The organism is Burkholderia sp. 4NA327C6 (genome assembly GCF_005502655.1).
GTDB classification, from domain to species: Bacteria; Pseudomonadota; Gammaproteobacteria; order Burkholderiales; family Burkholderiaceae; genus Burkholderia; species Burkholderia contaminans.
In genome coordinates this window covers 1-11,711 of sequence record NZ_SCNZ01000094.1, presented here as the reverse complement: position 1 = coordinate 11,711, position 11,711 = coordinate 1, and the positions used below count along the sequence as shown (strand labels likewise).

The 11,711-nt window shown below is 67.3% G+C and carries 12 protein-coding genes; 7 read left to right on the top strand and 5 right to left on the bottom strand.

Going from position 1 to position 11,711, the window contains the following annotated elements:
• The first annotated feature begins 59 nt into the window (after positions 1–59).
• Positions 60–215: a hypothetical protein gene (locus tag FFS49_RS42330; protein WP_171026916.1), complete on the top strand. Its 156-nt coding sequence runs from the start codon at positions 60–62 to the stop codon at positions 213–215.
• A gap of 214 nt (positions 216–429) precedes the next feature.
• Positions 430–1,443, top strand: coding sequence for a tryptophan--tRNA ligase (gene trpS, locus FFS49_RS41180; RefSeq protein ID WP_105818989.1), 1,014 nt, complete (start codon positions 430–432; stop codon positions 1,441–1,443).
• A 116-nt stretch (positions 1,444–1,559) separates the two neighbouring features.
• On the opposite strand, the gene FFS49_RS41175 is transcribed toward trpS, so the two are convergent.
• From FFS49_RS41175 to FFS49_RS41160, 4 genes are all read right to left on the bottom strand, one after another.
• Positions 1,560–1,970 (bottom strand): VOC family protein, encoded by a 411-nt coding sequence (locus tag FFS49_RS41175; RefSeq protein ID WP_105818990.1) that lies wholly within the window; start codon positions 1,968–1,970, stop codon positions 1,560–1,562.
• 293 nt (positions 1,971–2,263) lie between these two features.
• Positions 2,264–3,184, bottom strand: a complete 921-nt coding sequence (locus FFS49_RS41170) for a bestrophin family ion channel (RefSeq protein ID WP_105818991.1) — start codon at positions 3,182–3,184, stop codon at positions 2,264–2,266.
• A gap of 176 nt (positions 3,185–3,360) precedes the next feature.
• The gene (gene cydB, locus FFS49_RS41165) at positions 3,361–4,368 is read right to left on the bottom strand and encodes a cytochrome d ubiquinol oxidase subunit II (RefSeq protein ID WP_039342396.1); all 1,008 of its coding nucleotides are present in this window, start codon (positions 4,366–4,368) and stop codon (positions 3,361–3,363) included.
• 3 nt (positions 4,369–4,371) lie between these two features.
• Positions 4,372–5,772 carry a cytochrome ubiquinol oxidase subunit I gene (locus tag FFS49_RS41160; RefSeq protein ID WP_039342394.1) on the bottom strand — a complete coding sequence of 467 codons (1,401 nt, stop codon included), beginning with the start codon at positions 5,770–5,772 and terminating at the stop codon, positions 4,372–4,374.
• Positions 5,773–6,200: 428 nt separating this feature from the next.
• Here FFS49_RS41160 and fdhD point away from each other — a divergent pair, with 428 nt between their 5' ends.
• The 5 genes from fdhD (at position 6,201) to FFS49_RS41125 (ending at position 10,553) form a co-directional block, all read left to right on the top strand.
• Positions 6,201–7,082 carry a formate dehydrogenase accessory sulfurtransferase FdhD gene (gene fdhD, locus FFS49_RS41150; protein WP_105818992.1) on the top strand — a complete coding sequence of 294 codons (882 nt, stop codon included), beginning with the start codon at positions 6,201–6,203 and terminating at the stop codon, positions 7,080–7,082.
• Positions 7,079–8,293 (top strand): gephyrin-like molybdotransferase Glp, encoded by a 1,215-nt coding sequence (glp, locus tag FFS49_RS41145; protein WP_105818993.1) that lies wholly within the window; start codon positions 7,079–7,081, stop codon positions 8,291–8,293. Before fdhD ends, glp begins: the two co-directional genes overlap by 4 nt.
• Before the next feature lie 211 nt (positions 8,294–8,504).
• On the top strand, positions 8,505–9,629 hold the full coding sequence (gene moaA, locus FFS49_RS41135; protein WP_105818994.1) for a GTP 3',8-cyclase MoaA: 1,125 nt from the start codon (positions 8,505–8,507) through the stop codon (positions 9,627–9,629).
• A gap of 46 nt (positions 9,630–9,675) precedes the next feature.
• Positions 9,676–10,245, top strand: coding sequence for a molybdenum cofactor biosynthesis protein MoaE (locus FFS49_RS41130; protein WP_046546752.1), 570 nt, complete (start codon positions 9,676–9,678; stop codon positions 10,243–10,245).
• A gap of 50 nt (positions 10,246–10,295) precedes the next feature.
• Positions 10,296–10,553 carry a MoaD/ThiS family protein gene (locus tag FFS49_RS41125; RefSeq protein WP_046546751.1) on the top strand — a complete coding sequence of 86 codons (258 nt, stop codon included), beginning with the start codon at positions 10,296–10,298 and terminating at the stop codon, positions 10,551–10,553.
• A gap of 180 nt (positions 10,554–10,733) precedes the next feature.
• On the opposite strand, the gene FFS49_RS41120 is transcribed toward FFS49_RS41125, so the two are convergent.
• The coding region (locus FFS49_RS41120) for a PLP-dependent aminotransferase family protein (RefSeq protein WP_137910423.1) at positions 10,734–11,711 on the bottom strand (978 nt) is incomplete at its 5' end.

Sequence of the window (11,711 nt, the reverse complement as noted above, 5' to 3'; positions counted from 1 at the left end):
ACCCGACCCCGTTGCAGCAACCGTTGGAGCGGCGCTTTACGCGCCGGCAAGTCTGAAGCATGAAGAACTCGAAGCAGCCCCCCCGCCCTCCGCGAGAGAAAGACCGCACGCCGCTGGCACGTGCCGGCGCGCTGCTGCTGATGGCAGGCCTGCTGTACCTGCTGTGGCCGTCGGCCGAAACCGCGTACCTCGCGATGGAGTCGGTCATCCGCTGACGCGCACTCGCACGGTCTTCCGGCCACTACGCTATACTGCCGCGATGAAAACGAAACCCGCCTCGCCGAACGTGCATTGCTGGTGGCGCGCCTGACCCAGGCGGCCCGTTTCCTTTTGCATGTCCCAAACGTGATGCCGCCAGCGATGGCGGCATTTGCGTTTCTGCGCGGACACCATGGCTGGCGGCTTCGATAACCCGGAGCAACGACCAACATGACCCACCCGACCCGACCGACCATCCTCACCGGCGACCGCACGACCGGCCCGCTGCACCTCGGCCACTACATCGGCTCGCTGCGCGCCCGCGTGCAGATGCAGCACGAAGCGAAGCAGTTCCTGCTGCTCGCCGACACGCAGGCACTGACCGACAACATGGGCCGCCGCCAGCGCGTCACCGAGAACGTGATCGAGGTCGCACTCGACTATCTCGCGGTCGGCATCGATCCGGCGATCTCGACGATCGTCGTGCAGTCCCAGGTGCCCGAGCTCGCCGAGCTGTCGCAATACCTGCTGAACCTCGTCACGGTCGCGCGCCTCGAACGCAATCCGACCATCAAGGAAGAGATCCGCCTGCGCGGTTTCGAGCGCGACATCCCGGCCGGCTTCCTGACCTACCCGGTGAGCCAGGCGGCCGACATCACCGCGTTCAAGGCGACGCACGTGCCGGTCGGCGACGATCAACTGCCGATGATCGAGCAGACCAACGAACTCGTGCGCCGCTTCAACGCGACCGTCGAGCAGCCGGTGCTGGTCGAATGCGAGGCCGTGCTGTCGGCGGTCACGCGGCTGCCGGGGATCGACGGCAAGGCAAAGATGAGCAAGTCGCTCGGCAACGCGATCACGCTCGGCTCGACGCCGGACGAGATCACGCAAGCCGTGAAGGACATGTACACGGACCCGAACCACCTGCGCGTGAGCGACCCCGGCCAGGTCGAGGGCAACGTCGTGTTCACGTTCCTCGATGCGTTCGAGCCCGACGTGCAGAAGGTCGACGAGTTGAAGGCCCACTACCGTCGCGGCGGCCTCGGCGACAGCGTCGTCAAGCGCATGCTGAACGAGCGGCTGCAGGCGCTGATCGAGCCGATCCGTGCGCGCCGCCGCGAATTCGAGGCCGACAAGGCCGAAGTGATGGCGATCCTCAAGCGCGGCACGCTGCATGCACGGGACGTGGCCGGCGCGACGCTCGCCGAGGTGAAGGGTGCGATGGGGTTGAATTACTTCGATTGAGCGACGCAGGCAAAGCGCACGCGAATGCGAACGCGCTTTGCCTGCGGGTCGGCATCGGGCCGGCGCGTGGCGTTCATCGCGTCACGCGCGCGAGCGTCGAGCGAACCGCACCTTCGTCAAGATGCGTGCACCGGCACGGACGCGTTGCACACCGCCTCGACCCGATTGCCGGCCGGGTCGACGAGAAACGCGCCGTAGTAGTCGCCGTGGTAATGCGGCCGCAAGCCGGGTTCGCCGTCGGACTGCCCGCCCGTCGCCAGGCCAGCTTCGAAAAACGCATCCACCTGCTCGCGGCTCGCGGCCTTGAAGCACCAGTGCCGCTTGCTCGCGCCGATTTCAGCGGGATCCAGGTAGACCGCCAGAAAAGTCGATGCGGTGTCGTTCGCATTGCAACGTTCGCCATAGCCGAGCGCGGTCGGCCTGTCATAGACCTTGGCTGCGCCCAGCGCAGCCATGATGGCATCGTAGAACGGGCGCGCCAGGTCGATATCCGGCACGCCGATTGACACGTGATCCAGCAGTTGCATTGCATCTACTCCGTTGAAGGGCACACGAGTCTACCCGAGCGCGTCAATACTCACGGAAGTCTCCCTACCGTTCGTGGGCGATACGTGAACACTCGACACCGTCACGCGCGATAGCGTCCACGCCGACGGCCCTTGGTCCACTCCCGCCGATGCCCCGCCTGCCCGCCCCGGCTATCGTTTCCCCGTCGTCCACACGCTCACGACGCCACGACGCCCCAGGAAACGCATGACCTGCCCGACCTTGCCGCCCGGCGCCGGCTCGAAATCGAAGTAGCGCTGCGACGCGCCGCCGTTTACGTGATCTGGTAAGTCGACGCCGGCACGAATTCCTCCGGCATCGGACGGTCGCCCAGTTCGAGCACCGACCGTTCGATCGTGCGCGTCATTGCATCGAGCGCCAGCGCATTCGGTGCGAGGCCGAACGGCTCGGCCACCTCGCTCGCGATCGCTTCGAGCGCGATCAGCGTGTATGAAATGAACACGCAGATCAGCGGCGTGAAGAACTCCGTCGAATCGACGAGACCGAACGGCAGCAGCACGCAGTACGCATACACGGTGCGATGCAGCAGCACGCTGTACGAGAACGGAATCGGCGTCGACAGGATGCGTTCGCAACCACCGACCGATTTGCCTACCTCGTCGAGCTGCGTCTCGAACATCCAGCAGGTCGCATCGCTACCGGGCGCACGGCCCAGCGCGCGGACGATACCGCCGCGCAGCTCGTCGAGGATCGCGACCGGCTTGAAGCATTTGCCGCCAAGCTCGGCCGTGCGCTGCGTACCGAGAATGCGCTGCAGGTCCGCGGTCGGATCGGTATGGCGAAGCTGATGCTTGAGCGCATACGTGAGCGCGATCAGCAGGTCGGCCAGCCGGTTGCGCTCGGCGTCGCTCACGCTGTCGGGCAGGTAGCGATTGAACTGCGACGTCAGTGTGCGCGCCGCGATCAGCAGGTTGCCCCACAGATGCCGCGCCTCCTTGAAGCGCTCGAAGCTCGCGTTGTTGCGGAACCCGAGGAAGATCGCGAGCGCGAGCCCGAACAGCGTGAACGGCGCAGTGTTGAGGGGAATCTTCTCGCCGAAGATGCGCCCGTTCGTGAAGACCGCCAGCGTGCTGACGATCGCCATGAACACGAGCTGCGGAATGATCGATTGCAGCACGGAGCCGTTCCAGACGAACAGCATCCTGAGCCAGTTTTGTTGTGGTCGGACGATCATGGTGTTTTCTCGACTGCCAGGAAATGCATCGAACGGCGCGCCGGCGCTTGATGCGCAACGGCCCGCGCGTGGCGGGCCGCTGTCGGGTGAATGCCGGGCCGGGCAATGCGCTGCGCGTGATGATACGCCCGCGCCTGCCATGCCCGTCACGTCATGCGGCGTTCAGCCATGGCCGCTCAGTGATAACCGATATCGCCCTCGCGCACCTTGCCGCGGAACACGCGGTACTGCATCGCGTTGTACACGAGGATGATCGGCAACACGATCACGGTGCCGACGAGCGCGAACTTCTGGCTCGACGGGCTCGATGACGCGTCCCAGATCGACAGCGACGGCGGCACGATGTTCGGCCAGATGCTGATCACGAGCCCCGTGTAGCCGAGGAACACGAGCGCGAGCGTCAGCAGGAACGGCGTGGCCTCGTGCTCGCGCTTCACCGTGTGGAAGATGCCCCACACGCAGGCGACGACGAGGACCGGCACCGGCAGGAACCAGCCGAGGTTGCCGCTGCCGAACCAGCGATGCGCGACGGCGGGCAGCCCGATCACGGTCCACAGGCTGACAACGCCCATCACGGCGAGCAGCACACCCGCGAGCGGCTTCATCAGGAGCCGCATCTTGCGCTGCAGCTCGCCGTCGACCTTCAGGATCAGCCAGCCGCAGCCGAGCGTCGCATACGTGACGAGCACGCCGATCCCGCACAGCAGGCTGAACGGCGACAGCCAGTCGAACGGGCCGCCCGCGAACTGGTTGTTCTCGACCTTGATGCCCTGCAGCAGCGAACCGAGCACGATCCCCTGGCAGAACGCGGCAAGCGCCGAGCCGCCGATGAACGCGAGATCCCACATGTGTTGCGTGCGCGTGGCCTTCGCGCGCAGCTCGAACGCCGCCCCGCGGAAGATCAGCCCGACCAGCATCAGCACCAGCGGCAGGTAGTTCGCCGGCAGCAGCGTCGAATACACGACCGGGAACGCGCCGTAGAGCCCCGCGCCGCCGAGCACCAGGAACGTCTCGTTGCCGTCCCAAACCGGCGCGACGGTGTCGAGCATCACCTGGCGCTCGGCCTTCGCATCGAAGAACGGAAACAGCAGCCCGATGCCGAGATCGAAGCCGTCCAGCATCACGTAGATGAATACGCCGAGGCCGATGATCGCGGCCCACACGACAGGAAGATCGATTTGCATGGCTTACTCCGCTTCGGTGACGTTCAGCGGCGTGGACAGCGCGCTCTTGCGCAGCCCCGGGTGCCGGTGCAGCTCGATATACCCGGCCTGGGCAGCCGGCCCGCGCTTCATCAGTTTCATCATGTAATAGATACCCGTTCCGAACACCAGGAAATACACGACCACGAAGACCAGCAGCGACACGCCGACCTGCTGCGCGGTGAGCGGGGAGACCGAATCGACGGTGCGCAGCACGCCGTACACGGTCCAGGGCTGCCGCCCGACCTCGGTGGTGATCCAGCCGGCCAGCAGCGCGACGATGCCCGACGGCCCCATCGCCACCACGAACCACTGGAACCAGCGCGTTTCATACAGGCGCCCGCCCTTTCTCAGCAGCAGCCCGAGCAGCGCGGTGAGCAGCATCAGCATCCCGAGGCCCGCCATGATCCGGAACGTCCAGAACAGGATCGGCGAATACGGGCGGTCCTGCGGCGGGAATTCCTTCAGCCCGCGAATCTCGCCGTCCCAGCTGTGCGTGAGGATCAGGCTGCCGAGGTGCGGCACCTGGATCGCATAGCGCGTGGTTTCGGCCTGCATGTCGGGCAACCCGACGAGGTTCAGCGCGGTGCCGCCCTTCTCCGTTTCCCACAGCCCCTCGATCGCCGCGATCTTCGCCGGCTGGTATTCGCGCGTGTTCAGCCCGTGCGCATCGCCGACGACGATCTGGATCGGCGCCAGCACCAGCAGCATCCACAGCGCCATCGAGAAGCTGCGCTTCACCGGCTCGTCGCGGCGCCCCTTCAGCAGGTGCCACGCGCCGCACGCGGCGACGATGAAGCCCGCGACGATGAACGCCGCGATCGTCATGTGCACGAGCCGGAACGGGAACGACGGGTTGAAGACGATCTTGAACCAGTCGACCGGCACGACGAGGCCGTTCTCGATCTTGTAGCCTTGCGGCGTCTGCATGAAGCTGTTCGACGCGAGGATCCAGAACGTCGAGATCAGCGTGCCGACCGCGACCATCAGCGTCGCGAAGAAGTGCGCGCGCGGGCTCACGCGCTGCCAGCCGAACAGCATCACGCCGAGGAAGCCGGCTTCGAGGAAGAACGCCGTCAACACTTCATACGTGAGGAGCGGGCCCGTGATGTTGCCCGCCACGCGCGAGAAGCCGGCCCAGTTGGTGCCGAACTCGTACGCCATCACGACGCCGGAGACCACGCCCATCCCGAAGCCGATCGCGAAGATCTTCGACCAGAACTGGAACATGGATTTGTAGGCGGCATCGCCGGTGACGAGGTAGCGCCATTCCAGCACTGCCAGGAAGCTCGCCATACCGATGCTGATCGCGGGAAACACGATGTGGAACGACACCGTGAACGCGAATTGCAAGCGGGCGAGATGGAACGCATCGAAGATTTCCATGACCGTAATTTGCTCGTGGTTGTGAGGACGTACGCTCGAAGCAGGAAATCGCGCGACGGCTTGGCGACAACACATGCGAAGACAAACGGTCGCTCGCATGGCATCGAAGCGTGAATGACGATATCGCGTTTGCAACGATACTCGCAATCGTTCGAACGTGCGTTGAAACTGTGCTGCTTACGCCGCCGAAGATGTGTGCACGGAAAACACATTTCGTGCCGGCGGGATGGTCAGCTGTACTGCTTTCCGCGTGGCGGCGCTGTGCATCCGGTGCGCCTGTCATCCCCCTTAACATCCCATGAAACGCCTGCCCGAGGCGACGGCGCGCCCTCTCGGCCGCGCCCGCCGGGCAGCATCCCGATTCCCCTGGTCCGGCGTACCCGCCCGACCCGGCCGGCGCGCCGGCCGATCCGCCTGGAGAACACCGCATGGAGTCCTGCATCCGCCGCGACGATCCGACCGGCAGCACCGCGTGTCAGGTCACGCGTCACCGTGCCGGCGAAGCGCGCGACACCGTCGATCGCGTCGTCGACGAAACGCCGGTTGCACTCGTGTTCAACGACATTGCGCACACGGTCATGATGGCCACCCCGATCGACCTCGACGTGTTCGGCCTCGGCTTCGCGCTGAGCGAAGGCATCGTCGAGCGCGCATCGGACGTTTTCGACATCGAAAGCGAATGCCGGGCCGGCAGCGCCGAAGTGCGGCTGACCGTGTCGCAGCAGGCGTTCATGGCGATGAAGGCGCACCGGCGTGCGCTGGCCGGCCGCACCGGCTGCGGCGTATGCGGGATCGAAAGCATCGCGCAGCTCGACCTGCACCCGCCGCGCATCGCCGCCGCCGGCACGGCCGCCGGTATCGGCGCGGCAGCGATCGAACGCGCCGCGCGCGCGTTGCCGGCCCACCAGACGCTGATGCGCGAGACCGGCGGCATTCACGCGGCCGCGTGGTGCGACCGCGACGGCGCCGTGCTCGACGTGTTCGAGGACGTCGGCCGCCACAACGCGCTCGACAAGCTCATCGGCCGGCTCGCGCGGCGCCGCGCCAACCTGCACGACGGCTTCGTGTTCCTGTCGAGCCGCGCAAGCTACGAACTGGTGCGCAAGGCCGCGCGGGTCGGCATCCCGATGATCGCGACGATCTCGGCGCCGACCTCGCTCGCGATCGACGTCGCCCGCGAAGCCGGCGTGCGGCTGGTCGGCTTCTGCCGCAACGACGGCTTCGTCGAGTACGTGTCGCCCGACGCCGCGCCCCCCACTCACCCCGATCAACCCGCGCTCGCTCAAGCGCATCCGGCGCTCTTCCGATGAAACCCCTGACCGATTTCGATACCGCGCAGCAGCATTTCGCCAGTGCGTTCGCGCCGCTCGGCGCCACCACGTCCATCCCGGTCGCGGAAGCCGCCGGCCGCGTGCTGGCCGCGCCGCTCACCGCCGTGCTCGACCAGCCGCCGGCCGACCAGAGCGCGATGGACGGCTACGCCGTGCGTCACGCGGATCTCGCGCACGGCGAGCCGCTGCACGTCGCGCAGCGCTGCTATGCGGGCGACACGCCGGCACTGCTCGCCCCGCGCACGGCCGCGCGCATCTTCACCGGCAGCGTGATTCCGCCCGGCGCGGACACCGTCGTGATGCAGGAGCACGCACGCGAGCAGGACGGCTGGGTGGCGTTCGACGCGCCGCAGCGCAGCGGCTCGCATATCCGCCGCCAGGGTGAGGAAGTGTGCGCCGGCGACCTGCTCGTGCCGGCCGGCGTGCGCATCGGCCCGATGCATGTCGGCGTGGCCGCCGCGCAGGGGTTCGCGCGCGTCGACGTGCGCCCGGCGCTTCGCGTCGGCATCCTGACGACCGGCGACGAGCTCGTCGCGTGCGGGCGGCCGCGTGCGCCGCACCAGATTTACAACAGCAATGCGCCGATGCTCGCCGCGTTGGTCTCGGGAACCGGTGCCGAGGTCGCGATGAGCCTGCATGCGGCCGACACGGCGCCCGCCGTCGATCGTGCGCTGCGCGACCTGCACGCGGGCTGCGACCTGGTGATCTGCGTCGGCGGCGCGTCGGTGGGCGACAAGGATCTGCTGCGCCCCGCGCTGGACGCGCTCGGCGCGTCGTTCATCGTCGCCGGCGTGCGCATGAAGCCGGGCAAGCCGGTGGCACTCGCCCGGCTCGACACGCAGCCGATGGTGTTGCTGCCCGGCAATCCGGGGGCCGCGACGACCGCGTTCGCGCTGTTCGTCGCGCCGCTGATCCGCCGGCTGCAGGGGCGCAACGCACGCATGCCGATCGTGCCGTCGCTGCCGATCGACGCAGACTTCGAACCGGATCCGCAGCGCGAGCGCTTCGTGCGCGTGCACTGCACCGTCGGCCTCGACGGCACGCCCGCGCTCGACACGCTGCGCCAGCAAGGCGCCGGCACGCTGCAGTCGCTCGTGCAGGCGAGCGGGCTGGCCCGGCTGCCGGCCGGGCAGCGCATCGCATGCGGCGACGCGGTACCGTATTACGAATTCGCGCATTGGCTCGCATGAGCGCGACGTCGCTCACCCGCCCGATTCGCGGCATGCACCGCCGCGCCGGCCACGCCGGCCGCTCGGTGAACTGTATCCCTACGATTCGGGCGCGATTGTGTCCCTGCCGCCAAAACCCGGCGGACTATCCTCACGATGAGGCTCGTCACGCGCCGTGCGCCTGCCCATCCGCACACGCACGGCCGACCGGCGACGCCCCACCGCTTACTTCTTGCAGGCAGACGAACCGATCGTGAATGCCATCGTTTCCGCCGCGCCGGCCGCTGCCGCACTGTCCGGCGGCGCATCGCCCGGCGCTTTCCCCCGCCCGTCCGACACGCTCGGCCGCCCGCTGCGCGACCTGCGCCTGTCCGTGATCGATCAATGCAATTTCCGCTGCGGCTACTGCATGCCGCGCGAAAGCTTCGGCGCCGACTATGCGTTCATGCCGTCGTCCGAGCGGCTGTCGTTCGCGCAACTCGAAAAGATCGCCCGTGCGTTCACGTCGCTCGGCGTCGAAAAGATCCGCATCACCGGCGGCGAGCCGCTGCTGCGCCGCAACCTCGAAGCGCTGATCGAACGCCTCGCCGCACTGACGACCGTCGACGGCAAGCCCGTCGAGATCGCGCTCACGACCAACGGCTCGCTGCTGGCCGCGAAGGCGCGCACGCTGCGCGACGCGGGCCTGTCGCGCGTGACGGTCAGCCTCGATGCGCTCGACGACGCGGTGTTCCGCCGGATGAGCGACACCGACGTGCCCGTGTCGCGCGTGCTGGCCGGCATCGAGGCCGCGCAGGCGACCGGGCTCGCACCGGTCAAGGTCAACGCGGTGATCGAGGGCGGCGCGAACGACCACCAGATCCTGCCGCTCGTGCGGCACTTCCGGCATACCGGCGTGGCCGTGCGCTTCATCGAATACATGGACGTCGGCGGCGCGAGCTTCTGGTCCGGCGACAAGGTCGTCACGGCCGCGCAGATGCGCGAACTGATCGACGAACACTATCCGCTCGTGCTCGTCGGCGAACCGGGGCACGACGCGACCGCGATTCGTTGCGCGCACATCGATGGCGCGGGCGAAGTCGGTTTCATCGCGAGCGTGTCGCATCCGTTCTGCGGCACCTGCTCTCGCGCCCGCGTGTCGGCCGACGGGCAGCTCTACACATGCCTGTTCGCGACGCAAGGCACCGACCTGCGGCCGTGGCTCGACGACGCAGCGGCGAGCGCCGACCTCGCCGCCGCCGTGCGCGATCGCTGGACGCACCGCGACGACCGCTATTCCGAGCGCCGGGCCGCACGGCCGGCCCGCGCGCCGGGCAAGACCTATCCGACCGTGCGCATGTCGCTGGTCGGCGGCTGAGCGGCCGCCGCGCGACCCCACACGCACCGCCTACAGGAGAACCGTCATGACGAGCTTCACCGAATCCCGTGCCGGGCTGCCGGACGATCCGTTGCAAGCGGGCAGTCCCGCTCCCGACAACGCGCCCGACCCGCATCCCGAACCGCCACCGTCGATTGCCGCGGGCTTCGAAGTGCGCGTGCAGTACGCGCCGATCGATGCCGGCGCCGAGCTCGCGCCGATCGTTCGCAATCCGAATGTCGGCGCGGTCGTGAATTTCCTCGGCGTGGTGCGCAACGAAGGCGACGTCGATGACGTGATCGCGCTCGAGGTCGAGCACTATCCGACGATGACGGAACAGGCGCTGTGGAGCATCGTCGAGGAAGCCAGCGCGCGCTGGCAGCTCGAAACGATCAGGATCGTGCATCGCGTCGGGCGCATCCCGCTCGGCCAGGCGGTCGTGCTGGTCGTGGTGGCCGCCGCGCATCGCGGGTCCGCGTTCGATGCGTGCGAATTCCTGATGGATTTCCTGAAGACCCACGCACCGTTCTGGAAGAAGGAGATCCGCCACGACGGCGTATCCGGCTGGGTCGAGGCGAAAGCGCACGACGACCAGGCGATGCGGCGCTGGGGCTGATTGCGTCGCGTCGTGTTTCCGATTCCGCCGCTCCTTCGAAAGACTAAGCAATGAAACTCACGATCAAATACTTTGCAAGCATTCGCGAGCAACTCGATCTCGACGAGGAAATCGTCGAGATCGATGCGCGCGAACTTACCGTCGACGCGCTGCGCGACACGCTGGCCGCACGCGACGCGCGCAGCGCGGACGCGCTGCGGATGGACCGGCCCGTGCGGGCCGCGGTGAATCTCGAGATGGTGACGGGGGGATTCGTCGTGCGGGAGGACAGCGAGGTGGCATTTTTCCCGCCGGTGACGGGCGGGTAACATCGGTCAGGCAAACCTCCGGAGCACTCGATTGCGAGCGCCCGGCCGGCGATGACGAGCGGCGGTGACGGATGCCACCGGATACGTCTTCGGCGCGGCCACCGCTTCATCCCGTCGAAATGACAAAGCCGGCACCAGGCCGGCTTCGTCGTTGAAGCACACGATACCGCGCGCGCCCGCTTACCGCATGCACGCCGCCGCCAGCTTCCCGACCGTGATCACCGCCTGCTCGATCTCCGGCGACCACGGGCTGCTGTAGTTCAGCCGGATGAAGTTCCGGTAGCTGTCCGTGATCGAGAACATGTAGCCGGGCCCGATCGTGATCCCCTGCTCCAGCGCGAGCTGGTACAGCCGCATCGCGTCGATCTGCGCAGGCAGCTCGATCCACAGCACGTACCCGCCCGCCGGGCTCGAGATGCGCGTGCCTTCCGGAAAGAATCGCGACACCATCGCGCGCATCAGGTTCGCCTGCTGCGCGTACGCCTTGCGAATCCGCCGCAGGTGATGCTCGTAGCCGTCGCGTTCGAGAAACTCCGCGATCGCGAGCTGCGGCAGCGACGGCGTCGCGAGCGTGTTCAGGAATTTCAACTTCTCGACCTGGTCACGATAGCGCCCCGGCAGCGCCCAGCCGATCCGGTATGCTGCCGTCAGGCTCTTCGAGAACGACGAGCAATGCAGCACGATCCCGCTGCGGTCATACGACTTCAGCGAACTCGGATGCGCATCGCCGAAATACAGTTCGTTGTACACGCCATTCTCGATCAGCGGCATCCCGGTCTTCGTCGCGAACTCGACCAGCTCGCGCTTGCGCTCGTCCGGCATCTGGAAGCCGAGCGGGTTCTGGAAGTTCGGCATCACCATGCACGCTGCGATCGGCTGCGACTTCGCGATCGCGGCCAGCGCCGCGATATCGATTCCGTATTCCGGGTGCGTGGCCACCTCGATCGCCTTCATCCCCATCCGTTCGATCGCGTGCAGCATCGCGTAGAACGTCGGCGATTCCACCGCGATCGTATCGCCCGGTTTCGCGACCGCCTGCAGGCAGAGGTTGATCGCCTCCGTCGCGCCGACCGTCACGATGATCTCGTTCGGGTCCACCGACATCCCGTTTTCCAGGTAGCGGCGTGCGATCTGGCGGATCAGCCGCGGGTGGCCGGG

What these genes read in the sequence shown, in the direction of transcription:
- FFS49_RS42330 (WP_171026916.1), top strand. Translation starts at nt 60, where the DNA reads ATGAAGAACTCGAAGCAGCCCCCCCGCCCTCCGCGAGAGAAAGACCGC.
- trpS (WP_105818989.1), top strand. Translation starts at nt 430, where the DNA reads ATGACCCACCCGACCCGACCGACCATCCTCACCGGCGACCGCACGACC.
- FFS49_RS41175 (WP_105818990.1), bottom strand. Translation starts at nt 1,970, where the DNA reads ATGCAACTGCTGGATCACGTGTCAATCGGCGTGCCGGATATCGACCTG.
- FFS49_RS41170 (WP_105818991.1), bottom strand. Translation starts at nt 3,184, where the DNA reads ATGATCGTCCGACCACAACAAAACTGGCTCAGGATGCTGTTCGTCTGG.
- cydB (WP_039342396.1), bottom strand. Translation starts at nt 4,368, where the DNA reads ATGCAAATCGATCTTCCTGTCGTGTGGGCCGCGATCATCGGCCTCGGC.
- FFS49_RS41160 (WP_039342394.1), bottom strand. Translation starts at nt 5,772, where the DNA reads ATGGAAATCTTCGATGCGTTCCATCTCGCCCGCTTGCAATTCGCGTTC.
- fdhD (WP_105818992.1), top strand. Translation starts at nt 6,201, where the DNA reads ATGGAGTCCTGCATCCGCCGCGACGATCCGACCGGCAGCACCGCGTGT.
- glp (WP_105818993.1), top strand. Translation starts at nt 7,079, where the DNA reads ATGAAACCCCTGACCGATTTCGATACCGCGCAGCAGCATTTCGCCAGT.
- FFS49_RS41130 (WP_046546752.1), top strand. Translation starts at nt 9,676, where the DNA reads ATGACGAGCTTCACCGAATCCCGTGCCGGGCTGCCGGACGATCCGTTG.
- FFS49_RS41125 (WP_046546751.1), top strand. Translation starts at nt 10,296, where the DNA reads ATGAAACTCACGATCAAATACTTTGCAAGCATTCGCGAGCAACTCGAT.